General features: G+C 59.8%; 23 protein-coding genes. 18 read left to right on the forward strand and 5 right to left on the reverse strand.

Annotated elements, in window-relative coordinates:
- The first annotated feature begins 8 nt into the window (after positions 1-8).
- Positions 9-857 carry a sn-glycerol-3-phosphate ABC transporter permease UgpE gene (ugpE, locus tag ACP7E6_RS25620; RefSeq protein WP_426232510.1) on the forward strand — a complete coding sequence of 283 codons (849 nt, stop codon included), beginning with the start codon at positions 9-11 and terminating at the stop codon, positions 855-857.
- Positions 857-1,903 carry a sn-glycerol-3-phosphate import ATP-binding protein UgpC gene (locus ACP7E6_RS25625; protein ID WP_426232511.1) on the forward strand — a complete coding sequence of 349 codons (1,047 nt, stop codon included), beginning with the start codon at positions 857-859 and terminating at the stop codon, positions 1,901-1,903. The genes ugpE and ACP7E6_RS25625 overlap by 1 nt, the downstream gene beginning before the upstream one ends.
- A 164-nt stretch (positions 1,904-2,067) precedes the next feature.
- Here ACP7E6_RS25625 and copM read toward each other — a convergent pair whose 3' ends face one another.
- Together copM and ACP7E6_RS25635 are read right to left on the reverse strand one after the other, a co-directional pair.
- Positions 2,068-2,460 (reverse strand): CopM family metallochaperone, encoded by a 393-nt coding sequence (gene copM, locus ACP7E6_RS25630; RefSeq protein ID WP_426232512.1) that lies wholly within the window; start codon positions 2,458-2,460, stop codon positions 2,068-2,070.
- A 14-nt stretch (positions 2,461-2,474) separates the two neighbouring features.
- Complete coding sequence (locus ACP7E6_RS25635; RefSeq protein WP_426232513.1) at positions 2,475-2,669, reverse strand: heavy-metal-associated domain-containing protein; 195 nt, start codon at positions 2,667-2,669, stop codon at positions 2,475-2,477.
- Between the two features lie 159 nt (positions 2,670-2,828).
- Between ACP7E6_RS25635 and ACP7E6_RS25640 the strand changes: the two genes are divergently transcribed.
- Both ACP7E6_RS25640 and cueR read left to right on the forward strand, forming a co-directional pair.
- On the forward strand, positions 2,829-5,333 hold the full coding sequence (locus ACP7E6_RS25640; RefSeq protein WP_426232514.1) for a heavy metal translocating P-type ATPase: 2,505 nt from the start codon (positions 2,829-2,831) through the stop codon (positions 5,331-5,333).
- A gap of 62 nt (positions 5,334-5,395) precedes the next feature.
- Positions 5,396-5,845 carry a Cu(I)-responsive transcriptional regulator gene (cueR, locus tag ACP7E6_RS25645; RefSeq protein WP_426232515.1) on the forward strand — a complete coding sequence of 150 codons (450 nt, stop codon included), beginning with the start codon at positions 5,396-5,398 and terminating at the stop codon, positions 5,843-5,845.
- Between the two features lie 120 nt (positions 5,846-5,965).
- Here the strand turns inward: cueR and ACP7E6_RS25650 are convergent, their stop codons facing one another.
- Together ACP7E6_RS25650 and ACP7E6_RS25655 are read right to left on the reverse strand one after the other, a co-directional pair.
- The gene (locus ACP7E6_RS25650) at positions 5,966-6,586 is read right to left on the reverse strand and encodes an RBBP9/YdeN family alpha/beta hydrolase (protein ID WP_426232516.1); all 621 of its coding nucleotides are present in this window, start codon (positions 6,584-6,586) and stop codon (positions 5,966-5,968) included.
- A gap of 743 nt (positions 6,587-7,329) precedes the next feature.
- Positions 7,330-8,127 carry a pseudouridine synthase gene (locus ACP7E6_RS25655; RefSeq protein WP_426232517.1) on the reverse strand — a complete coding sequence of 266 codons (798 nt, stop codon included), beginning with the start codon at positions 8,125-8,127 and terminating at the stop codon, positions 7,330-7,332.
- Positions 8,128-8,506: 379 nt separating this feature from the next.
- On the opposite strand from ACP7E6_RS25655, the gene ACP7E6_RS25660 reads away from it, so the two are divergent.
- The 11 genes from ACP7E6_RS25660 to ACP7E6_RS25710 all read left to right on the forward strand — a co-directional run bounded on the left by ACP7E6_RS25660 (position 8,507) and on the right by ACP7E6_RS25710 (position 16,366).
- Positions 8,507-9,211 carry a GntR family transcriptional regulator gene (locus ACP7E6_RS25660; protein WP_426232518.1) on the forward strand — a complete coding sequence of 235 codons (705 nt, stop codon included), beginning with the start codon at positions 8,507-8,509 and terminating at the stop codon, positions 9,209-9,211.
- A 154-nt stretch (positions 9,212-9,365) separates the two neighbouring features.
- On the forward strand, positions 9,366-10,328 hold the full coding sequence (locus ACP7E6_RS25665) for a dihydrodipicolinate synthase family protein (protein ID WP_426232519.1): 963 nt from the start codon (positions 9,366-9,368) through the stop codon (positions 10,326-10,328).
- Between the two features lie 326 nt (positions 10,329-10,654).
- On the forward strand, positions 10,655-10,909 hold the full coding sequence (locus ACP7E6_RS25670; RefSeq protein WP_426232520.1) for a type II toxin-antitoxin system VapB family antitoxin: 255 nt from the start codon (positions 10,655-10,657) through the stop codon (positions 10,907-10,909).
- The gene (locus ACP7E6_RS25675) at positions 10,909-11,295 is read left to right on the forward strand and encodes a type II toxin-antitoxin system VapC family toxin (protein ID WP_426232521.1); all 387 of its coding nucleotides are present in this window, start codon (positions 10,909-10,911) and stop codon (positions 11,293-11,295) included. Before ACP7E6_RS25670 ends, ACP7E6_RS25675 begins: the two co-directional genes overlap by 1 nt.
- Positions 11,296-11,447: 152 nt before the next feature.
- Positions 11,448-12,800, forward strand: a complete 1,353-nt coding sequence (locus ACP7E6_RS25680; RefSeq protein WP_426232522.1) for a glutamine synthetase family protein — start codon at positions 11,448-11,450, stop codon at positions 12,798-12,800.
- A gap of 246 nt (positions 12,801-13,046) precedes the next feature.
- A complete protein-coding gene (locus ACP7E6_RS25685) occupies positions 13,047-13,358 on the forward strand; it encodes a hypothetical protein (RefSeq protein WP_426232523.1) in 312 nt (103 codons plus the stop codon).
- A gap of 8 nt (positions 13,359-13,366) precedes the next feature.
- On the forward strand, positions 13,367-13,750 hold the full coding sequence (locus tag ACP7E6_RS25690; protein WP_426232524.1) for a hypothetical protein: 384 nt from the start codon (positions 13,367-13,369) through the stop codon (positions 13,748-13,750).
- An 11-nt stretch (positions 13,751-13,761) separates the two neighbouring features.
- Positions 13,762-13,929, forward strand: a complete 168-nt coding sequence (locus ACP7E6_RS25695; protein WP_162743988.1) for a hypothetical protein — start codon at positions 13,762-13,764, stop codon at positions 13,927-13,929.
- A gap of 10 nt (positions 13,930-13,939) precedes the next feature.
- The gene (locus ACP7E6_RS25700; protein ID WP_426232525.1) at positions 13,940-15,337 is read left to right on the forward strand and encodes an APC family permease; all 1,398 of its coding nucleotides are present in this window, start codon (positions 13,940-13,942) and stop codon (positions 15,335-15,337) included.
- Between the two features lie 60 nt (positions 15,338-15,397).
- Positions 15,398-16,093, forward strand: a complete 696-nt coding sequence (locus ACP7E6_RS25705; RefSeq protein WP_426232526.1) for a hypothetical protein — start codon at positions 15,398-15,400, stop codon at positions 16,091-16,093.
- A gap of 9 nt (positions 16,094-16,102) precedes the next feature.
- Positions 16,103-16,366: a hypothetical protein gene (locus ACP7E6_RS25710; RefSeq protein ID WP_426232527.1), complete on the forward strand. Its 264-nt coding sequence runs from the start codon at positions 16,103-16,105 to the stop codon at positions 16,364-16,366.
- Positions 16,367-16,431: 65 nt separating this feature from the next.
- Here ACP7E6_RS25710 and ACP7E6_RS25715 read toward each other — a convergent pair whose 3' ends face one another.
- Positions 16,432-17,499, reverse strand: coding sequence for a LacI family DNA-binding transcriptional regulator (locus tag ACP7E6_RS25715; RefSeq protein WP_426232528.1), 1,068 nt, complete (start codon positions 17,497-17,499; stop codon positions 16,432-16,434).
- Positions 17,500-17,613: 114 nt separating this feature from the next.
- Here ACP7E6_RS25715 and ACP7E6_RS25720 point away from each other — a divergent pair, with 114 nt between their 5' ends.
- Genes ACP7E6_RS25720 through ACP7E6_RS25730 form a run of 3 tightly spaced genes read left to right on the forward strand, consistent with a single transcriptional unit; the run spans position 17,614 to position 22,027 of the window.
- Positions 17,614-18,714, forward strand: a complete 1,101-nt coding sequence (locus ACP7E6_RS25720; RefSeq protein WP_426232529.1) for a glycoside hydrolase family 88/105 protein — start codon at positions 17,614-17,616, stop codon at positions 18,712-18,714.
- Positions 18,711-19,547 (forward strand): 5-dehydro-4-deoxy-D-glucuronate isomerase, encoded by an 837-nt coding sequence (gene kduI / locus ACP7E6_RS25725; RefSeq protein ID WP_426232530.1) that lies wholly within the window; start codon positions 18,711-18,713, stop codon positions 19,545-19,547. The genes ACP7E6_RS25720 and kduI overlap by 4 nt, the downstream gene beginning before the upstream one ends.
- Positions 19,544-22,027 carry a hypothetical protein gene (locus ACP7E6_RS25730; protein ID WP_426232531.1) on the forward strand — a complete coding sequence of 828 codons (2,484 nt, stop codon included), beginning with the start codon at positions 19,544-19,546 and terminating at the stop codon, positions 22,025-22,027. Before kduI ends, ACP7E6_RS25730 begins: the two co-directional genes overlap by 4 nt.
- The last annotated feature ends 78 nt before the right edge of the window (positions 22,028-22,105 follow it).

Consider the following 22,105-nt stretch of genomic DNA (forward strand, 5'->3'; position numbering starts at 1 on the left):
GGCAAGAGATGATCGAAAAACGTCCTGTCGCCAATCTGGTCGGCCATCTGATTTTGATCCTCGGGATCATCATCGTTGCTTTCCCGATCTACTATACGTTCATCGCTTCGACGACGACATCAGAGGCGATCATCCGGCCGCCAATGTCTCTGCTGCCCGGCGGTCATATGGTGGAAAACTACACCGAAGCCATGGCCGGCGGTGTCGAGCGGGTCGTCGGCGTCAGCTTGGAAAGATTGCTGTTCAACTCTTTCGTGGTGGCCATCGCCATCGCCGTCGGCAAGATCGTCATTTCCTTTCTCTCGGCATTTGCCATCGTCTTCTTCCGTTTTCCCTTCCGCATGGCGTTTTTCTGGATGATCTTTGTGACGCTGATGCTGCCGGTGGAGGTGCGCATCCTGCCGACCTACAAGGTCATCGTCGATCTCGGCATGATCGATACCTACGCCGGATTGACGCTGCCGCTGATGGCATCCGCCACCGCAACGTTCCTATTTCGCCAGTTCTTCCTGACGATCCCGGGCGAACTGGTTGAGGCCGCGCGCGTCGACAATGCCGGGCCTTTCCGCTTCATGCGCGATATCCTTTTGCCGCTGTCGAGCACCAATATCGCCGCGCTGTTCGTCATTCTCTTCATCTACGGCTGGACGCAATATCTGTGGCCATTGCTCGTCACCAACGACGCCAAGATGAATACGATCATCATCGGGCTGCGGCGCATGGTCGATTTCACAGACGCTTCGACACCCTGGAACTACGTCATGGTGACCGCGATCCTCGCCATCATACCGCCGATTCTCGTCGTGGTGCTGATGCAGCGCTGGTTCGTCAAAGGTCTCGTGGATACGGAGAAATAATGGCCAATATTATCTTAGATGACGTTCGCAAGAAGTATGGTTCGGTCGAGGCCATCCAGGGGGTTTCCCTCGATATCGCCGATGGCGAATTGGTGGTGCTGGTCGGCCCGTCCGGCTGCGGGAAGTCGACGCTTCTGCGCATGATCGCCGGTCTCGAAAGCATTACCGGCGGCACGATCTCGATTGGCGGCCGGGTCGTCAACGAACTCGAACCATCCGAGCGCGACATCGCCATGGTCTTCCAGAATTATGCGCTTTATCCGCACATGACGGTCCGCCAAAACCTCGCTTACGGCCTGAAGAACCGCAATACGCCGAAAGACGAGATAGACCGGCGGATCGCAGATGCGGCAAAAGCCCTGGAAATCGAACCTTTCCTTGATCGGAAACCACGGCAATTGTCCGGCGGACAGCGCCAGCGCGTCGCAATGGGCCGTGCCATCGTTCGCGAACCTGCGGCATACCTGTTCGACGAACCACTTTCCAACCTGGATGCCAAGTTGCGCGTCCAGATGCGTGTCGAGATCAAGCGTCTTCAGCGGTCGCTCGCCACGACCAGCGTCTACGTCACACACGATCAGATGGAAGCCATGACACTTGCCGATAGGCTCGTTGTCCTGAACGCTGGCCGGATCGAGCAGGTCGGGACACCCATCGAACTTTATGAACGGCCACAGACGACATTCGTGGCGACCTTCATCGGGTCTCCCTCAATGAATCTGTTGCCGCTCGAGGGTTCAAACATTTGGGATGGCGGCCGCAGACTACCGATACCGAAGAGTACCGCCACCCTTGGAGTTCGTCCGGAGGATCTGCATTTACCGCAACTGGGCGCGCCGGAAAATGAATTTGCAATCGGGTTGACTGTTCTGGCGGTGGAGCTCGTCGGCGCAGAAAGCTTCGTGCATGGTATCCTGCCTAACCGCCAACCGATTACCTTTCGTGCGCCCGGCCGTTCCACCATTGCCCCCGATGAAAATCTGACCGTCTATGCAGCTTTCGAGAAACTGCACTTCTTCGACCAAGGCGGCGAGCGGTTGCAATAATGCGATATTCTACCCATTGGGTTTCAAGCTGGTGACGTGCTGAATGAGTATAGGCGTATCAAGCGCCTAGTGCGCTTTGTCGTTTGACAGAACGCCGAGGTCGCTTAACTTGGTCTTGAGGATTTCTTTTGGCGGAGGCGGCTCCGGAGAGCCGCCTCCTATTGCTACTGGCCGCGAGCGGCGAGCCATGTCTTCATCATGGTGATCTCGCCTTCCTGGGCCTTGATCACGTCTGCGGCAAGTTTGCGGACCTGCGGATCCTTGCCGTACTTCAGCACAACTGTTGCCATATCGATCGCGCCCTGATGGTGCGGAATCATGCCGCGCATGAAGTCGATGTCGGCATCGCCGGTGAACGCGACCGTCATGTCCTTATGCATGCGGTCGTTGACGGCCAGGTAAGCCTTGGTGGACGGAGTGTCGGAAGAAGGCATCTCCATCCCCGTCATATCGTGTCCTTGCATCGGATCGTCCTTGTGCATTTGGTTCTGCGCGACCGCAAGGCCTGCGCTGATAACGAGCGAGCCTGCGATGAAGATGGGGGTGAGTGTGTTCATGATGTCTCTCCTGTTCAGATTGTGGTCGCCGGATAGCCAGCGTCTTCGAGAACTTTTTCAAGGGCCACTGAGGACGCGGTGGTCTCGACTTTGACTAAGCGTGCGGCGGGGTTGGTCTCAATCCCGGCATTGGGATCGACGGACCGGATCGCCTTGGTGACGGATCTGGCGCAGCCTCCACAGGTCATGTTCTCGATTCTCAGTTCCATTGGAATTCTCCGTGTTTGCTTATGACGGTGAAGATGGGGCTTCCAACCATGGGAAGGTCAAGTGGCGCGGAGACGGAAAATTTGCTATTGACCTTCCCATGGTTGGAAGCCCCATCTTCCGTCCGAACCTGAATTTCGGAACGAGAAAAGGAGGCGGCTATGAATGCCCCTGTTCGAGCAAAAGATCTTTCTGGAGCGATATCGATACCGATCGAGGGTATGACCTGCGCATCCTGTGTCGGCCGCATCGAAAGAGCCATAAAAGCCGTTCCAGGCGTTGAGACCGTGTCGGTCAACCTGGGCACGGAACGCGCAAGCATCACGACCCAATCGCCTGTTGCCCGCGAAAAGCTTGTCGAGGCCATAGAAAACGCCGGCTATTCCGTGCCGGTACAATCCGCCGGCTTGGTTGGTCCCACAGAGCTAGCGATCGAGGGCATGACATGCGCATCCTGCGTCGGCCGCGTCGAGCGCGCGCTAAAAGCGGTCCCCGGCGTGACGGAGGCTGCTGTCAACCTGGCGACGGAGCGCGCCACGATCCATGGAACCGCCGATCAAGCGGCTATGATTGCGGCGATCGCCGATGTCGGTTACGCGGCAAAAGTGATCGGCTCGGCAGCCGGCACTGGCAGCGAGGACGAGAATGCGGAGCATGCGAAAAGAAAAGATGCAGAGCGCCGCGAACTGACCCGCGACTTCACTATCGCGGCGGCGCTGACGGCGCCGGTCTTTCTCATCGAGATGGGGTCGCACCTCATCCCGGGCGGGCATGGCCTGATCGAATCGACGATCGGCATGCAGTGGAGCTGGTACATTCAGTTTGCACTGACGACGCTCGTGCTGTTCATTCCAGGCATTCGGTTTTACGACAAGGGGCTGCCGGCGCTTTGGCGTCTCGCCCCCGACATGAACTCGCTCGTGGCCGTCGGCTCGCTCGCCGCCTATGGCTATTCGCTGGTCGCGACCTTCGCGCCGGGCTTGCTGCCGCCCGGAACGATCAACGTCTATTTTGAAGCCGCCGCTGTCATCGTGACGCTCATTCTGCTCGGCCGCCTGCTCGAGGCCCGTGCCAAGGGCCGGACATCCGAGGCGATCAAGCGCCTGGCCGGCCTGCAAGCCAAGACGGCACGTGTCCAAAGGGACGGAAAGACGGTCGATCTGCCGATCGGCTCGGTGGTATCAGGCGATATCGTCGAGGTTCGTCCCGGCGAACGTCTGCCCGTCGATGGCGAGGTGGTCGAAGGCGCCAGCTATGTCGACGAGTCGATGATCACCGGCGAACCAATCCCGGTTTCAAAATCGATGGGCAGTGCGGTCGTCGGTGGCACGGTGAACCAGAAGGGCGCGTTCGCCTTCCGCGCCACGGCGGTCGGCGGCAATACGGTGCTGTCGCAGATCATTCGCATGGTCGAGGAAGCCCAGGGCTCCAAGCTGCCGATCCAGGCACTGGTCGACAAGGTCACCATGTGGTTCGTACCGGCGGTCTTTGCGGTCGCGGCGCTGACCTTTGCGGCTTGGCTCACGCTCGGCCCGTCGCCCGCGCTCACCTTCGCTCTGGTCAATGCGGTTGCCGTGCTGATCATCGCCTGCCCGTGCGCCATGGGTCTGGCAACGCCGACCTCCATCATGGTGGGTACCGGCCGTGGCGCAGAACTCGGCGTTCTCTTCCGCAAGGGGGAAGCGCTGCAATTGCTGAAGGACGCCAAGGTCGTGGCGCTCGACAAGACCGGCACGCTGACCGCGGGCAAGCCGGCCCTCACCGATCTGGAACTGGCTGCAGGCTTCGATCGCCCGGCCGTCCTCAGTCTCGTCGCCGCTGTCGAGGCCAAGTCGGAACATCCGATTGCCAGTGCGATCGTGGACGCTGCCATTGCGGAAGGCATTTCTCTGCCCGCCGTTTCGGACTTCGAATCCGTGACCGGCTTTGGCGTCAGGGCCAAGGTTGACGGCAAGAACGTCGAGATCGGTGCAGACCGCTACATGGTCGAGCTCGGCCATGACGTGGCAGCGTTCTCCAAGGTTGCCGAACGTCTGGGCGACGAGGGCAAGTCGCCACTTTATGCCGCGATCGACGGCAAGCTCGCGGCGATCATCGCCGTAGCCGACCCGATCAAGGAGGCAACGCCTGCGGCCATCAAGGCACTGCACGATCTCGGTCTCAAGGTCGCGATGATCACCGGCGACAATGCCCGCACGGCCATGGCCATCGCTTCCCGGCTGGGGATCGACGAGGTGGTGGCGGAAGTGCTGCCGGACGCTAAGGTCGAGGCGGTCCGCCGCCTCAGAGCCAAATACGGCAAGGTCGCCTTTGTCGGTGACGGCATCAACGACGCCCCGGCGCTGGCGGAAGCGGACGTGGGTCTGGCCGTCGGCACAGGCACGGACATCGCCATCGAGGCAGCGGACGTTGTGCTGATGTCTGGCAGCCTGCAGGGCGTCCCCAATGCCATCGCTCTGTCAAATGCGACGATCGGCAATATCCGGCAGAACCTGTTCTGGGCATTTGCCTACAACACCGCGCTGATCCCGGTCGCGGCTGGCCTGCTCTATCCGGCCTACGGCATCTTGCTGTCACCGGTCTTTGCGGCAGGCGCCATGGCGCTGTCGAGCGTCTTCGTGCTCGGAAATGCACTGCGGTTGCGCACGTTCAAGATGGTGAACTGACGAACCGCATCAGCCGCCCCTCTATCCGGGCCGGCTGATGCGCCATTTCAAGGAGAACACGAATGAACATCGGGCAGGCATCAAAAGCATCGGGCGTTTCGGCAAAGATGATCCGCTACTACGAGCAGACCGGTCTCATTCCGGCAGCGGACCGGACGTCGTCCGGCTACCGCGATTATTCCGACACCGACGTTCACATGCTGCGCTTCATCCGCCGCGCGCGAGATCTTGGTTTTTCGGTTGCCGAGATCAGTGATCTTCTTGGCCTCTGGCGGGACGAAGCCCGCCAGAGCGGCGAGGTCAAGCGCCTGGCACAGGGCCATATCGACGAACTCCATAAGAAGATCAAGGGTCTTCAGGACATGGCCAATACGCTGACAACGCTGGTCAAGACTTGCAGCGGTGACCACCGCCCGCATTGCCCGATCCTGCAAGGTCTCGAGAGTGGCCTCGAAGATGAGGATCGATCAATTCGCCCTCGCGCCGGCGCAGTGGCCCGCCCGGTGCAATAGGGGAGAACGTTCCAAGTTCGCATGCCCGCCGTGGCGTTCATAAAAACGACCTGCCGCCTGAACGATGCTTCGCAGACTGTATGCGCAAGCCAGCCTGCCGCATCATCCGGGACTGTTATCTCAGTGCGACATGCCGGATTTGATCGCCCGTCCGGCAAGCGCCTCGCCATTCTGCGCCGGGGGCAGGTCGTAATTTCTGCGCGCCTTGGCTTTCATTTTCAGCAGGGACAGCAACTCGTAGGCCCCCTTCCACCGGCCGAAACCGCTCTCGATATTGATATGACCGGCCGGCCCGAGGTTTCTAACCTGCGTCTTCCAGAGGCGGCTGTAGAGCGACAGGCTTTCCAGCGGCATGTAGATATCGTTCAGGCTTCCGACCGTGATGGTTGGGAAAGGCAGAACGCGGGTCGGCATCCGGCCGAAATGGATTGCGCCCGGATGAAGTCTTTCCGTGGTCGATAGATCGCAGGGGGCAACCAGCAACGCGCCCTTGATCAATCTCGCAGATGGCCTGTCCGCACATTTCGCGGCCAGCAGACAACCAAGGCTGTGCGCAACGATGTAGGCAGGCCCTTCCTGAACAAGCACCTCCTCAAGACGGTCTGTCCAGGCTTCAACTCTTGGGGACTTCCAGTCGTCCTGTTCGACCAAGCGGCTTTCTGCATCGTCCTTGAGCCAGAACCGCTGCCAATGCCCGTCATCGGAACCGTTCAACCCAGGCAGGATCAGGGTGGTTGTCATTTGGTTGTTCCTCACCGTCTAACGCTGTCAGCTTTGGAAAGAGCGAGACCGTTCCAGTGCCGAGATTTCCTGTGAAATCTCGGATATGCGCGCGCTCAGATCACGCCGCGCCCGGTAACCCATTCCGGAAAATCCGGCGTCATCCAGGTCCAGCTTTGCTTCGAGTTGGTCCCTCATGGTTTGAAGGTGGTCAAAATGTTTGAGCAAGCTCATCCCTCACATCTGCAATGCGAAATCCCATGACCTGTCGATCAGGGCAGAGTGAGCATTATTATCCATAATTTTAGTGGACAAAAGAAACTGCAGACTATCCGTGACCGCGATTGCGGAAATTCGAGCCCGCCGGTCGTTGAGGAGACGGAAAAACTTCACGGAAAAAGTGCTTTTCGACGTTTCAGCGTGACATGGGCGCCAAGCGTTCAAGGGAAGTGGCGACCGGCAAACGGTTACCCCAGCCGTCATACGCAGAAACCGAGGACGCGGGTTTCACGGCGGGTAAAAAAGTGCGGCTTGAGATCGGACTTTGGGCAAAACGTTTAATTTCGGGGGCGTGGCAGGATGCCATTCGTTGTTTGCAAAGGTCGAATTGAGCATACTGATTACGGTTGAAGTTCTCGGTGCCCTCTCCTCCCGGGCCATCGTTTTCAACCGTTCCCTCTGGAGGTTGATCCTTCAAAACTCAGGGTCTCCGTTCACTGGAGGCCTTTTTTTTGACGTGTTTTTTGAAGCGGTGGTTACCAGCGCTACCCGGTTTTCGTCCGCTGCCGCAGTATCTCGATCTCGTGCCGATCAAGAGCGCGGGCCGACCCTTTCGCCAACTCACCCAGCTTGATATCGTCGATCGCGACGCGGACCAATCGAAGGCATTCGATATCCAGGCCCTTGAGCATTCTCCTGATCTGCCGGTAACGGCCCTCACGCAACTCGACTTCAAGCCAGGTGCTTCTTCCTCCCGAACGCAGGATGTTGACGGAGGAAGCCTTGAGCATCTCGCCGCCCTCGCAGACGCCGCCGCGCATATGGGCGATCATGTTGTCCGTCGGGGTGCCCCTCACCTGCACGTGATAGATCTTCCCGACATTGGTGACCGGATCGAGCAAGCGTTGGGCGAGCAGCGTATCATTGGTGAACAGCAGCAATCCCTCACTTGCCTTATCCAGCCGGCCGACAGGGGAAAGGAAAGGATTGTCCATCTGCGCCAGGCAATCGAAGACTGTTGGTCGCCCTTCCGGATCGACCCTGGTGGTGACCATGCCGCGTGGCTTGTTGAGCATGAGATAGACGGTGGATTGCGGAACCAGCCGGATGCCGTCGACCTCAATTATGTCCTTATGCACGTCAGCCCATGTGAGGATATCGGTGACCACCCGCCCGCCCAGCGTCACGCGCCGTTCGGCGACCAGCGTTTCGGCTTGCGTGCGCGAACAATAGCCAAGTTTGGAAAGCGCACGGCAGATGGTTGCGCGTGCGCCGTTGTCAGATGCCTGTTTAGTCAAGTCGAAGTATTCCGAAAGCTTTGCTGCTGGACTGCGCTGTGACACGCCACATCGTTTGCAGGTGCGCAGCCAATCAACAGGGCAGCGCGCGATCAAACGTGGGTGGGTATCGAAATCCCGGAGACCTGCAACGGGTGCGCAATGGCGGTCGAATGATCATGTCAGAAACCTGGCCGTCCCGAACGTCAAGCCAGGGCTTCTTCAACGTTCGGGCTAAGTGCCGGTTTTCGAGAGTTTAGACTCTCGCCGAAGGTGGATCACGATACGCGACATCATGCCGTTGCGTTTAGCCCAACCCGGTTCGAAGTCAAGCCGGGCAGCCTGCGGCGCTTTATCCATTGGCGGTTCGTCTGGACCCGCTCGCCGGCTGTTGCTCGATTGGGCAGGAGGCACTATCCATCATGTCGATATGAAGGATTCCGCGATGAGTGAAGACATGCAACCGGCTCCAGTTGAACGGAAACGGGGCGAAGGTGCAAAATTCGTCTACGAAATTCTGCGCGACGACATATTGGACCTCGTCCTTGAGCCGGGAAGCCCGATTGACGAGATTCAGCTGTCGCAGCGGTTGTCGATGTCGCGTACGCCCATTCGCGAAGCGCTGGTCCGGCTAGCGAGCGAAGGGCTGGTGACCACCCTACCCAACCGCTCGACGGTCGTATCGCCGATCGACTTTCTGAACCTTCACACGTTCTTCGATGCCATCACGCTGATGTATCGGGTCACGACCCGCCTTGCCGCGCAACACTACAAATCCGGCGACCTCGACATCATCCGCCGGAAACAGACCGACTTCGCCGAGGCCGTCGCTGCCCAGGATGCACTGGCGATGATATCAACCAATCGCGACTTTCACGCTGCCATCGCGGATGCGGGGCGTAACGCCTATTTCACTGGGCTTTTCTGCCGCCTGCTTGACGAAGGGCGCCGTATCATGCGGCTTTACTACTCGTCATTCGAAGACCGCCTGCCCCACCGCTACGTCGTCGAGCATGAGGATATGATCGCGGCGATCGAGGTGCGGGATATCGATATGGCCGATCGGCTGGCCGCCGCCCATGCGGACCAGATCGTCAAGCAGATACAGCAAATGATCGCAAGCGACCGGCGCGTCAGCGTTCCACTTTGACGGGCCGGCCGCGCCGCGCTCTGTAAGTTCGACCGTCACACTGGTGACGATTTTCTTGTCGACAAATAAAATACAAGATGTATTATTGATCTCAGGAATTAACCGGGCTGGCGGTTTGCGATTGTGAGCGCAGCCTACTCAAAAGGGAATCGTCATGAAGAACGGCATTTTTTCCGGCTGCATCCCGGCGCTGATGACGCCATGCAAGGCCGACCGCAGCCCGGATTTCGAAACGCTGGTGCAGACCGCCAAGGACCTGATCGCGGCTGGCATGGCGTCGGTCGTCTATTGCGGCTCGATGGGTGACTGGCCCCTGCTCAGCGATGAACAGCGAATGGAAGGCGTCGAGCGTCTCGTCAAGGCCGGCATTCCGGTTATTGTCGGCACCGGCGCTGTCAACACAGCCAAGGCTGTGGCGCATGCAGCACACGCGCAGAAGGTCGGCGCGCAGGGTTTGATGGTTATTCCCCGCGTTCTCTCTCGCGGCCCGTCCATTGCGGCCCAGCGCCATCACTTCAAGGCCATCCTGTCAGCGGCACCGGATCTGCCGGCCGTTATCTACAACAGCCCGTATTACGGCTTTGCGACCCGCGCCGATCTGTTCTTTGCGCTGCGCAGCGAACATCCGAACCTGATTGGCTTCAAGGAATTCGGCGGACCGACAGACATGCGCTATGCGGCCGAAAATATCACCAGCCAGGATGAAAACGTCTCGTTGATGATTGGTGTGGACACCGCAGTCTTCCACGGTTTCGTCAATTGCGGCGCGACCGGTGCAATCACCGGTATCGGCAACGTGCTTCCGAAGGAAGTCCTGCATATGGTGGCGCTTTCGCAAGCCGCAGCGAAAGGCGATGTCGATGCGCGCCGGCGGGCGCTGGAGCTGGAAGCGGCGCTGGCCGTGCTGTCCTCCTTCGATGAAGGTCCCGATCTCGTGCTCTACTTCAAGCACATGATGGTCCTGAAGGGACATGCCGAATACGCATTGAACTTCTACGAGACAGACACCCTGTCTGCCAGCCAGCGCGGCTATGCCGAGGCGCAGCTTGCATTGTTCGACGCCTGGTATGCGGAATGGTCCAAGCTCTCTGGCGCTGTTGAGAAATACGCTGCCTGAATGCGACATGGAGAGGCTCTGCCTGAAGGAGGGCCTCTCTGCGGAACGACGTCATATCGATCCGAGCACGCCGAAACGCATGCACGAAAAAAGCGTTCCGGTGGCTTTGTGAGAACATCTTATGGATCGCTTGATCGAAGCGCGATGGCAAGATCATCTGCATGACGCCGGATTTAATCCCCAATGGCGGAGGCCGGCGGGCATTAGCCTCGTCGGTCCCCGGTATTTGGGTTTCGATACCGACCAACAGCAATATCCCTTTGCTGTCGCAGCGACGTAGTGCTACTTAGGTAGAATATGGCAAAATAGGAACCTAGGAGCCTGTCGTGGCGCTCAGTATTAAAGACCCCAAGACCGAACAATTGGCCCGCGCTCTTGCCGAGCGCACTGGAGAGAGCATTACGACCGCCACGCGCCGTGCCCTGGAAGAACGTCTTCGCCGCGTCGGCTCTGACGCCCGTAAAGCTGCGTTGCTCGATGATATGGCCGCCAGCCGCCGGCGCTGGAGTGCATTGCCCGTGCTGGATAGTCGCTCTGATGACGAGATCATTGGCTATGACGAGAACGGCTTGCCAAGCTGATGGTTATTGACACCTCCGCCATCGTGGCGATTGCTCAAAACGAGCCGGAAGCTGCGAAGTTCGAGCAAAGCATTGCGGATGATCCAGTCCGTTTGATCTCGGCCGCCACCCTGTTGGAGGCTGCGATGGTTATCGAGGCGCGTCTTGGCGAGGCTGGTGGCAGCGAATTGGACTTGTGGTTGCACAAGATAGGCGTTGAGATCGTCGCCGTCGAACCCGATCATGCCGACCATGCGCGCCGCGCCTGGCGCCGCTATGGCAAGGGCCGGCATCCCGCCGGGCTGAACTTCGGCGACTGCTTTTCCTATGCGCTCGCAGAACTTACCGGCGAGCCGCTACTCTACAAAGGCAACGATTTTTCGAAAACCGATATAAGAGCGGCGTGAGGCGCACACTGCAGTATCTTTCATCGTCCCGGATCGTTCCTCGACACTGGCAAGGCTTGCGCCGCCGCTGTACTGATGCTTGCGACACACGATATTCGTCTCGAAAATCGCAATGAAGCCCATGCGACGCCCACGCCCTCACGGAGTAGATCATGTCTAATGAAACGCAGGGTTTGTCGGCTGGACAAGAGGCTGGGCGTGGTGCCTACGTTCTGGCCGCGACCTGTGATCTCAATGGCTGCTTTCGCGGCAAACGCGTGGAAGCGGCATCGCTCGACAAGATTCTGAAGAACGGCATCCGTATGCCGATATCATCCATCGGCGTCGATATCTGGGGCACGGATGTCTTTGCAAATTCCCTGACGCTGGATCAGGGCGATCTGGACGGTATTTGTGAACCGACGGAGCGTGGGCCGATCCCTCTGGCCTGGAGCGCAACGCAGGCGCAATTCGTGCCGATGTGGATGCGCTTGGAAACCGGCGAGCCGTTTTTCGGTGATCCGCGCCGGACGCTGGCCGATATCCTCGAGAGGTTCCGCGCCGTTCAACTGACCCCTGTCGTCGCGACGGAAGTCGAATTCTATCTGATCGATCCAAAATCGCCGCGAGCCAAGCCGCTGACGCGTATGCCGGTCGGTCATGCGGATGCCAAGGATACGATCTACTCGCTGGAGGAACTGGCCGAGGTCGGCCCTTTCCTGGACGACGTCTACACAATGGCTGCCGCATGCGGCGTTGCCGTCGATGCCGCCACGTCGGAGAGCGGGCCGAGTCAGTTCGAATTCAACCTGGTGCACGGTCCCGATGCGCTCAGGGTGGCCGACGATACCGTCTTCTTCAAGCAGATCGTTCGCAACATGGCGCGCAAGCACGGCTTTGCGGCGACCTTCATGGCCAAGCCCTACCCCGCACATTCCGGCAGCGGGCTGCATGTGCATTTCAGCACCGTCGATGCGCAAGGCCGCAAAGTCTTCGACAATGGCGGCCCTGAAGGCACGGGTTTGATGCGGCAGGCCGTTGCCGGTCTGATCGACGCCATGCCGGATTGCACCGCTTTGTTTGCACCGCATCTGAACTCGTTTCGCAGGCTCTGCCCGGATAGCCTGGCGCCGACCACGGCGGCCTGGGGGTATGAAAACCGGACGGCTGCGATCCGCATTCCCGGCGGTCCTGCCGTTGCCCGCCGCATCGAACACCGGGTCGCCGGTATCGACGCCAATCCTTATCTTGTGATCGCAGCCATTCTGGGGGCGGCCATCGACGGGATCACCCGGCGCGCCGAACCGCCGATGCCAACGGCCGGCAATACCTATGCCAGCGACGCCAAGTCCCTTCCGGCAACATGGCCGGCCGCCCTTGATCTCTTCGAGCAAAGCGAGACCGTCAAACGGATTTTCCAGCCGAAACTGATCGAGATGTTCTCGACCTGCAAGCGCCAGGAACTCGCCGTGTTCAACCGGGATATTTCAGACCTGGAATATGCCAGCTACCTGCACAGTGTTTAACCGGCAGCGCATGCCCGGTCTTCCCGCAATCCCCTGTTTAAATAGCCGGCCTTTGACGTGCCGAAAATCGGAATCCTGACTGCCCCGCAGGTTCCGCCGGCAAGACCTGATTGACTTCTTTTTGCCCGATGCGGCATTTTGGCACATGGCTGCTTGACCAACGGGCCAGGTCGGAATATTCGTTGGAGGAAAATAAATTGCCTTAAAGGCAATATCGGACTTGAAAGCGTATTCTGGGAGGAACGCATGATAATCCACGAGGCAGGTGCCGACGCGCACCTTGCGACACGCATCGACAAGATGCATTCCCGCGACAGGGCAGGCCTGATTATCTTCATAACCGTGTTGTGGTGCACGATGGTCTTCGCACTGGTGACGATCTGGCCCTACATCGCCGTGCCCGCCATCCGGATCATCCTGACGACCGCCTGCGGCCTGGTTCTGGTGTTCAACACCGCGGCCATCATCGCGATGCTGAAGCACTACAGCGAAGACAAGCATTTCATTTACGGGCTCGACCTCAAGCATCTCGACGAGATGCGCCGGCGCCGGCGCTAGGAGGGATCATGGCTTACAAACCACCAAAACAGAGCTTTGCCGGGCAGATTTTCGACGTTATCACCCTCTTGGTCCTGACTGTCGGCGCGCTCTATCTTCCGCTCTATCTTGGCCTCGCAGGTGCGGCCAAGACCCCAGCACCCATCGCCAATCCCACATGGGAGGCGCTCGGCCAGAATGCCACCGAGCAGCAACAGTGGGCAGCCCTTGGCATCACTGATCCGGCGGCGGCGAACGACATCATCACGGCCCGTTTCGACTATTCGTTCTCCTGGATGGCCCTCCTGGTCATGGCAGTCCTGGTCATCGGGTATTTCGTGCTGGTGGTGCGATTGTCGGACAGGGAATATCGCGACGTCATCGCGGAGCGCTTCGGCGCCAAGAAGAAATAGTGGGGGCACCAATGGATATCTGGACTGTTCTGGAATACGCGGCCTGGGCCCTTTCTGCGCTCTTCGCCTTTTTGATGCTCTCCGACATGGTGCGCATCGACACGACCTATGACAACGACCTGCTGACATCATCCCGCGAAGGCGAGATCGAAGCGGCAGCCGAACGTCACACGCTGTAAGGAGCCGGATATGGTAGACACGAAAACCACCACCGGCCAGCCTGAACGGTTGCAGCTTTTGCGCGTTCTCGGCCCCGCTCATATCTGGGCACTTGGCGTCGGCATCGTTCTCGTCGGCGAATATATGGGATGGAACTTCGCAATCGGCAAAGGCGGCATGATTGCCGGGCTGATTGCCTGCTGGGTGGCCGGCCTGCTGTATACATGCGTTGCGATGATCGATTCCGAGGTGACCTCGACGGTTGCCGCAGCCGGCGGCCAGTACGCCCAGGCCAAGCACATCGTCGGTCCGTTGATGGCCTTCAATGTCGGCCTGTTCCTGGTCATGGCCTATACGATGCTTGAGGCCGCCAACGCCATCACCATCGGCTTCCTGCTCGACACGGTGGCGAGCATGCAAGGCCATACGGGCTTGCACCAGCAGCCGTTCATCGTCCTCTGCGTTGTGTTTCTGGCATGGCTGAACTATCGCGGCGTGCTGGCGACGCTGACGTTCAATCTCGTGATCACCGCAGTCGCGTTCATGGCCATCATCGCCCTGTTCCTAGCGGTGCAGTTTGGTGTATCCAGCGTGCCGCTTGATTTCTCGGCGGTGACGACGGATCCGATGCCCTATGGCTGGATTGGCATTCTCGCTTCCCTGCATTTCGGTCTCTGGTATTATCTCGGCATCGAGGGCACCTGCCAGGCGGCCGAGGAAGTCCGTTCTCCTGCTCGCTCGCTGCCCTATGGCACCATGGCCGGCATCATGACGCTGCTGATCGCTGCGACCATGACTTGGTATGTCTGCTCCGGTCTTATTCCGTGGGAATATCTCGGCCAGGCCGGAACGCCGCTGTTTGATGCGGCCCGCGTCACGGGCAATCGTGGCCTGATGGTTCTGCTGTTCATCGGCACGATGTTTTCCACGCTTGCCTCGGCAAACGGCTGCATCAACGATGCTTCGCGCGCCTGGTTCTCGATGGGCCGTGACCGCTATCTGCCGATTTGGTTCGGCGCGGTGCATCCGATTTATCGCACGCCCTACCGTTCGATCATCTTCCTCGTGCCGATCGCCTTGATCTTCGCACTGGGCGCACCGCTCGACCAGGTCGTGACATTCTCGATCCTGTCCGGCTTGCTGGGTTATACGTTCATGACCTTCAATATGGTCATGTTCCGCAGGAAATGGCCGCTCGACACCATCAAGCGCGGCTATGTCCATCCGATGCATCCCCTGCCGACGATCGTTCTCCTGATCCTCTGCGCCACGGCCTATGTCGCCGTCTTCCTCGGATACGGGACACAGCTCATCGCGATGGTCAGTTTCTATATTATCGCGTCGCTGTGGTTCCACTTCCGGCGTTACCGGTTCGTGCGCCGTGGCGATCAGTTCACCATGCCCTGGCCGCGGCCCGAAGGGTATTGATCTGAACACAGCCCGCAGCCTGATCAATGGCTGCGGGTCCACCATCTGGAGGGATCAGCGTTGACGATCACCTATCTGCTCTTCGCCTTTGCCCTTTTGGCCGTCGCCTGGTTCATTCGCGCTGCGGTAAGTGGACATCGGGAGGCCATGCGACAGCGCCGCCGCTTGCTTGATGAAGCCCACGGGCTGCTCAGCGAACCCGGCATCGGCATGGCACCGGATGAATTTCCTATCGTTACGGGACGGATCGGCGACGGCCGCCGTGTTAGGCTCGAGCTGATCGCCGATACGATGGTGACGCGCCGTCTGCCGCAGCTCTGGCTGAAGGTGACGTTGTTCGAAAGCGCGCTGCGCGACTGCCCGTCGCTCGGCGCGCTCGCCCGTCCGACCGGTTCAGAATATTATTCGCTCGTTCATGGCTTTGCGGAATGGATGCGGCCGCCCGAGATGGACATGTCCTTGCTGATGCGCGGCGACGGGCGCGCTAGCTCTGAACAGGCGGCGATCGCCGGCCGGCATTTTCAGCGGCTATTCGTCGACCAAAAGGTCAAGGAAGCGGTGATTACCGCAAATGCAACCCGGCTTGTCTATCAGGCATCGCAAGGTGAACGTGCGGCGCATATGTTCCTACGACAGGCGCGATTTTCCCTCGAGACGGTTCCTGCCGCAACGATCGCAAAGGCCGTTTCGCTAGCGGCAGTCCTAAGTACGATTTACTCCGAAGCAGACAGACCACCTGTCTTGCAAGTTGCTTGAAGGCTGCATGTGTCGAAACCGGTAAATCCTTATCTCGTTCTTCTTCTGTCGATCATCCTGCCCGGTGCGGGCCATGTCGCCATCGGTGAGGCACGTCGCGGGCTGGCATTCGCGCTGTTCGTCCTGTTGTTTTCGTTCCTGACCTATATGACCACCACGCCGGACCAATCCTTTATCGGACGGCATGCGGGCGGGTTGTTTGTCTGGGCCCTGTCGATCCCGGACGCCTATCGCCGCGCACGGATCCGTTTTTCGATCAAGCATGGACTGTAAATCGGAGAAACGGAGACCGCCCAGGAATCACAAGCCGGGCAATGGCTGTCGAGCGGGCCGATGCGTTAAAACGACGTGACCGGCAGCGACCGGCAGGTGGCCGTCGATGCGCGCTCGACCAGATGACAGGCGAGTTCTACGCGGCGCGGTGGCATCGGCAGACCGGACAGGCTGTCACGCAAGAGATCGAGCGCGACCGAGCCGATTTCTCGCATCGGGATATGCATCGTCGTCAGCGGTGGGTTGAGGAAGGACGCCTGCGGCAGGTCGTCCATGCCCATGACAGAAACATCGCCCGGCACGGTATAACCCCGTTGCTGGACGCCCATCATCGCGCCGACGGCCAAGCTATCGCCGGCGGCCAGCACGGCGGTAAAATCGAGCCCGCGCGCATCGATCCGTGATGCGATGGCCTGTGCTGCCAGTTCCGGCAACCAGTCCTCGACGGGAACAACCAGATCCGCATCCGCGGCAAGACCATGATGCAACAGCGCATCCTTCCAGCCCTCATAGCGCCGCTCGATGGTGCGCCGACCCGGACGCATCAGGAACAGGATTCGCTCGTGGCCGAGCCCGATCAGATGATCGGCTGCCAGCCGCGCACTGGACCGGTTGCAGGGCGTGACGCTGGAAAGCCGCATCAACGGATCATCGCTGTTCAGCAGCACCACCGGCTTGTCGAAACCGCGGGTTGCGGCCAGCATGCCCTCGTCATCGACGGTCAGGAACAGGAGACCTGCGACCTGCGGATCATCCTGCGCCTCCTTCAACACCGCCAATTCCTCATTGCGGTCGGCGATCGGCCGCGTGACGATCTCGAGCCCCAGCGCCTGCGCCCGTTCCTTCAGGCCCTCAAGCACATAGAGCGTGAACTGGTTGCGCACGTAATCGATCATTGCCGCACTGGATGCCGCCAGAATGACTTTCTGACCGGCGACAGCCGTCGGGATCACATAATTGGCGAGCTTCGCCGCTTCGAGCACCTGCTGGCGAATTTCTGGCCTGACACCTTTTTCGCCGGCAATGGCGCGTGAGGCCGTGCTCAGCGACACGCCGCACGCCTCGGCAATATCCTCCAGGCGCACGCGTTTGCTCTTCTTTCCGCGTTTGCCCGCGATGGGTTTGACAGCCATATCGACCTCCGTGGCATCAACATGAGAAAAATTTTCAGATTGCGCAACAAAATTCGACGTGCATTATTTCTTTAACGAGCCGCCTCGAAGAGCGGTGCATGTGGAGGAGCATTCATGGGTCCAAATGGCCGCGATATCAGCAACGGTCTCGATCGCCTTGTCGCCGGAACGACCGGCCTCAAGCACGACGGCCGTTTCCATGAGCCCAATCTCGATGGCACCGCTGGCGACTATATCAGCTTCGACAGTTGGGAATGGCCGCAGGGCGTTGGTCTCTATGGCCTCATCAAGCTTTGGCTGTTCACCGGCCGCGACGATCTGCGCCAGCTTGTCGAAGCCTGGTATCAGCAGCGTATCGAGGCCGGCCTGCCCCAACTCAACGTCAACACCACCGCACCGATGCTCGGCCTGTCGGTGCTCTGGGCCAAGACCCGCGATCCCCGCTGGCAGCCGGTACTCGATGAATGGGCAAACCGGGTGATGGCAGAGCTCGGCCGCACCCCGGAAGGCGGTTTCGAACATCATGTCTCCGACAAGGTCAATCACGACGAACTGTGGGACGACACGCTCTATATGGTCGCCCTGTTCCTCGCATCCTATGGCCAGGCAAGTGGCCGCCGCGAACTGGTCGACGAAGCCTCGAGACAGTTCCTCGTCCATACCCGCTATCTTGCTGACACCCATACCGGCCTCTGGTTCCATGGCTGGACTTTTGACGGACGTCACAATTTCGCCCAGGCCCGCTGGGCGCGTGGCAATGCCTGGATTACGGCAGGCTTGCTCGATCTCTTCGATCTCGCCGACCTCGCCAAGCCGGTGAAGTATTTCCTTCAAGGCGTTCTCGTCGCGCAGGTCGATGCGCTACTGTCACTACAGGCTCCATCCGGTGCATGGCGCACTCTGCTCGACGATGCCTCGTCCTATGAGGAAATCTCGGCGACGGCCGGTATCGGCTACGGTCTGCTCAAAGGTTACCGCCTCGGCCTCGGCACCCCGGCATGGCGCACTGCAGGCCTCAGGGCCTTGCAGGTGGTGATGGACAATATCGACGACACCGGCACCGTCGGAAACGTCTCCTATGGCACCCGCATGGGCCACGATCTCCAGTTCTACAAGGACATTCCCATTCAACCGACCGGCTACGGCCAGGCACTCGCCATCCTGTGTCTTTCCGAAGGCCTGCAGCACGTCGGACAAGAAGGACAAGTAGCATGACGATGAAGATTTTGTACGGCGCAGCCCCGCAAGACGTCAAAGGCTATGATACGGAAAAACTCCGCAGTGCCTTCCTGATGACCGACCTGTTCGTGCCGGACGCGGCCAGTTTCACCTATACCCATGTCGATCGCCTGCTGCTCGGCGGCGCAATGCCGGTTTCCAGAAGCGTGAGATTCGGTTCCGGCGACGAGATCGGCACGCCCTATCTTCTGTCGGCACGCGAAATGGGCATCGCCAATCTTGGCGGTACGGGCACTGTAACTGTCGATGGGCAATCTTTCACACTGGAAAACCGTGATGTTCTGTATCTCGGCCGTGGTGCGCGAGAAATTTCGATGGAAAGCCTGTTGGGCAAAACCCCTGCCCGCTTCTACATGAACTCCGTTCCGGCCGGTGCCGATATTCCCCACAAGCTGATTAAGAAGGCGGAATCGAAGGCCGTCGATCTGGGCGACGGCCGCCGCTCCAACAAGCGCCGCCTCGCGATGTACATCCATCCGGAAGTTACGCCGTCCTGCCTGCTTTTGATGGGAATCACCGATCTGGCCGAGGGCAGTGTCTGGAACACCATGCCGCCGCATCTGCATGAGCGCCGCATGGAAGCCTATTGCTATTTCGACATGGCGGCGGAAGATCGCATCATTCATCTGATGGGTCGCCCCGAAGAGACGCGTCATCTGATCGTCGCCAACGGCGACGCGGTCCTGTCACCCGCCTGGTCTATCCACATGGGCGCCGGCACCGGTCCCTATGCCTTCGTCTGGGGCATGACCGGAGAGAACCAGGAATATAACGACGTGGCCCCGGTGGCCCTGGCAGAGCTGAAATGACCCCGATGACATCCCTGATGAACCGCACATTGAACGCCGGCGATGCCATCCGCTACTGGCAGCTCGGAACGATTGCCGAAGAGCGCTTCGACGTGCCGGACGCGCCGATGAAAGGCGAGATGGATCCGTTCTTCTTTCTCACCAAACACAAGAACTTCATTCCGCACGAATATCCTTGCCGGACGATCTTTGCCGAAACCTATCGTGGTAAGCGCCCTGACGTGCGCGGCTCCTTCGAGGCCGCCCGCTGGTGGCTGCCGTTCGGTTCGCCTCGGCTCGATCTTTCCGGCTTCTGGTTCCGCCCGACCCGGCTTGCCACCTTTGCCCGCACGTTCATCGCCGCAGAGAAACCCGGAACCGCCAAGCTTCGGCTCGGCACCTGCGGCGGCGCGGTCCTCTGGCTAAACGGCAATGAGGCCGGCTGGATGGCGCCCTACAGCCGCAATCTTGAGGCAAAGGCGGAATTCGATCTGACGCTGCAGGAAGGGCTAAACGAGGTCACGATCTTCTTCGACGATCTCGCCGAACGCGACGCCCGCTATTTCTTCCAGCTCGATTACCTCAATGGCCCGGTCGCCAGCGTCGCCGTTCCCGTGCCCATCGAGGGCAAGGTGGCAGAGACGATCGAGACCGCCCTCGACAGCATGCATTTTGACAGGACCGCTTACTTCGAAGGCGACATCACGTTGCGGCTTGCCGAGGCCCTGCCGGTGGATGTCGCTGTGAATGTCACCGTCGAGGGCGACTTCATGTCGACCGAACGCTTCGATTATGACTTTGTCCTCAAGGCTGGCGAAGCGCGTCTGGTGATCGGTCCTTCGGAAGCGGCACCCGCCGATTTCCGCCATTTTCGCATTACGCTCAAGGCCGGCGAATTCGTCGCATCGCGCTCGCTCGGCATCGAAATCTGCCATACCGGCCGCCAGGGCAAGGCACCGGCGACGCTTGCTGATCGCATCACCGAGACGCTGACCGAAGTCTCGGAATTATCCGAACGCGACACTGTCCGCGCTTTCGCACGGCTCGCCAGCGACCGGAGCGGCGCCGATACCGACGCGATGATCGAGGAAATCCTGCCGTCGATCGAGGATTGCCATGACTGCGCCGACTTTTCGCTTGTGCCGCTGATCTGGTCGCGCACCGTCTGGGGCAAGGACATTGGTGAAAAGACCCGCGCGCGCATCGACCGCGCCATCCTCGATTTCCGCTATTGGATGGACGAACCCGGCAACGATGTTCAGTGGTATTTTTCCGAAAACCATGCCCTGCTTTTCCATACCTCTGCCTATCTCGCCGGACACCTGCTGGCCGGTGAAATCTTCGCCCGCTCCGGCCGCAAGGGTGCCGAGCAGAGCGCTATCGGAGCCGCCCGCGTACGCGCCTGGCTTGATCATTTCGAAGCGTGGGAAATGGCGGAGTTCAACTCGGCACCTTACTTCCCGATCGATCTCAAGGGCCTGACGGCACTCGCCGCCCTATCGCCCGATGCCGATATCGCCGAGCGGGCAAAGAAAGGCATCGTGCGCATCTGCGAAGTGATCGCCCGCTCCGCCCACCACGGCATGGTCACGGCAGCGCAGGGGCGTTCCTATGAGCACACGCTTTGCGCCGGCCGCTCGCTGGAGCTTTCGGGTGTTGCCCGTTTGCTTTGGGGTGCCGGCTGGTACGGCCGCCGCGTCCATGCCCTGCCGCAGCTTGCTGTCTGCCTGCGCGATCATGGCTTGGTCATTCCCGAAACGCTCGCCGCCGTTGCCAGCCATCAGGCCGACGAGCATCAGGAATGGCGGTTTGCGCAGGGCCAGGACCGGTTTGCAGCGCTCTATCATTACAAGGGCCGCGATTTCGCCATGGGATCCGCCGCCCATTACCGTTGGGACGAATGGGGCTATCAGGAAACCATCCTGCATCTGCGCCTGGGCAAGCGGCCCGAAGCCGCCATCTGGATCAACCATCCGGGTGAGACAATTCAGTTCGGGTACGGCCGACCGTCCTTCTGGGGCGGGTGCGGCACCCTCCCTCGCGCCCACCAGTACCGAGGGCTGGCCGTACTCGATTTTTTGACTTTCGAAGAACAGCCCGACTTTACCCACGCCTGGTTCCCGGTCGACGAATTCAATGAAAGCACTGTTCGCGGACGCCTTGCCATTGCCCGCAGCGGCGGCGGCGCGGCGATCCTTCTAGGCAGCACGGATTTGCAACCGGTGACGACAGGCCCTTCAGCCAATGCGGAACTGCGCCAATATGGCCAGAATACCCGCTGGATCGTCCGGGTCTGCGAAGCTTCTGATCTTAAGGTGGTAGAAAGCCGGTTCGCTTCGTTGTCCGTAGCAGAGATGGCAGACGGGTCGTTGGTGATCGAGGACCCTGACTACGGCACGGTCACCTTCCGCAGGGACGGAACGGTCGAGGCTGAGGGCCGGATGATCGTTCCCAAGGATTTCACGGTCGCGGGCGAGGTTGCCATGCTGACCGCACACTAGAGGCGAAGCGCCGGCGAGGAGAAGCCGGCGCCCGTTCAAATGCGGGCAAGGAGAAGGCCCGCACCCACAGGAGGAGGA

This window comes from Pararhizobium sp. DWP3-4 (genome assembly GCF_049898205.1).
Lineage (GTDB): Bacteria > Pseudomonadota > Alphaproteobacteria > Rhizobiales > Rhizobiaceae > Pararhizobium.

Bases quoted from the DNA above. Each gene is read 5' to 3' on its own strand.
- ACP7E6_RS25635 (WP_426232513.1), bottom strand. From the start codon at position 2,669: ATGGAACTGAGAATCGAGAACATGACCTGTGGAGGCTGCGCCAGATCC.
- ACP7E6_RS25680 (WP_426232522.1), top strand. From the start codon at position 11,448: ATGTCTAATGAAACGCAGGGTTTGTCGGCTGGACAAGAGGCTGGGCGT.
- ugpE (WP_426232510.1), top strand. From the start codon at position 9: ATGATCGAAAAACGTCCTGTCGCCAATCTGGTCGGCCATCTGATTTTG.
- ACP7E6_RS25695 (WP_162743988.1), top strand. From the start codon at position 13,762: ATGGATATCTGGACTGTTCTGGAATACGCGGCCTGGGCCCTTTCTGCG.
- ACP7E6_RS25715 (WP_426232528.1), bottom strand. From the start codon at position 17,499: ATGGCTGTCAAACCCATCGCGGGCAAACGCGGAAAGAAGAGCAAACGC.
- ACP7E6_RS25625 (WP_426232511.1), top strand. From the start codon at position 857: ATGGCCAATATTATCTTAGATGACGTTCGCAAGAAGTATGGTTCGGTC.
- ACP7E6_RS25660 (WP_426232518.1), top strand. From the start codon at position 8,507: ATGAGTGAAGACATGCAACCGGCTCCAGTTGAACGGAAACGGGGCGAA.
- ACP7E6_RS25720 (WP_426232529.1), top strand. From the start codon at position 17,614: ATGGGTCCAAATGGCCGCGATATCAGCAACGGTCTCGATCGCCTTGTC.
- ACP7E6_RS25650 (WP_426232516.1), bottom strand. From the start codon at position 6,586: ATGACAACCACCCTGATCCTGCCTGGGTTGAACGGTTCCGATGACGGG.
- ACP7E6_RS25665 (WP_426232519.1), top strand. From the start codon at position 9,366: ATGAAGAACGGCATTTTTTCCGGCTGCATCCCGGCGCTGATGACGCCA.
- cueR (WP_426232515.1), top strand. From the start codon at position 5,396: ATGAACATCGGGCAGGCATCAAAAGCATCGGGCGTTTCGGCAAAGATG.
- kduI (WP_426232530.1), top strand. From the start codon at position 18,711: ATGACGATGAAGATTTTGTACGGCGCAGCCCCGCAAGACGTCAAAGGC.
- ACP7E6_RS25640 (WP_426232514.1), top strand. From the start codon at position 2,829: ATGAATGCCCCTGTTCGAGCAAAAGATCTTTCTGGAGCGATATCGATA.
- ACP7E6_RS25700 (WP_426232525.1), top strand. From the start codon at position 13,940: ATGGTAGACACGAAAACCACCACCGGCCAGCCTGAACGGTTGCAGCTT.
- ACP7E6_RS25675 (WP_426232521.1), top strand. From the start codon at position 10,909: ATGGTTATTGACACCTCCGCCATCGTGGCGATTGCTCAAAACGAGCCG.
- ACP7E6_RS25690 (WP_426232524.1), top strand. From the start codon at position 13,367: ATGGCTTACAAACCACCAAAACAGAGCTTTGCCGGGCAGATTTTCGAC.
- ACP7E6_RS25685 (WP_426232523.1), top strand. From the start codon at position 13,047: ATGATAATCCACGAGGCAGGTGCCGACGCGCACCTTGCGACACGCATC.
- ACP7E6_RS25730 (WP_426232531.1), top strand. From the start codon at position 19,544: ATGACCCCGATGACATCCCTGATGAACCGCACATTGAACGCCGGCGAT.
- copM (WP_426232512.1), bottom strand. From the start codon at position 2,460: ATGAACACACTCACCCCCATCTTCATCGCAGGCTCGCTCGTTATCAGC.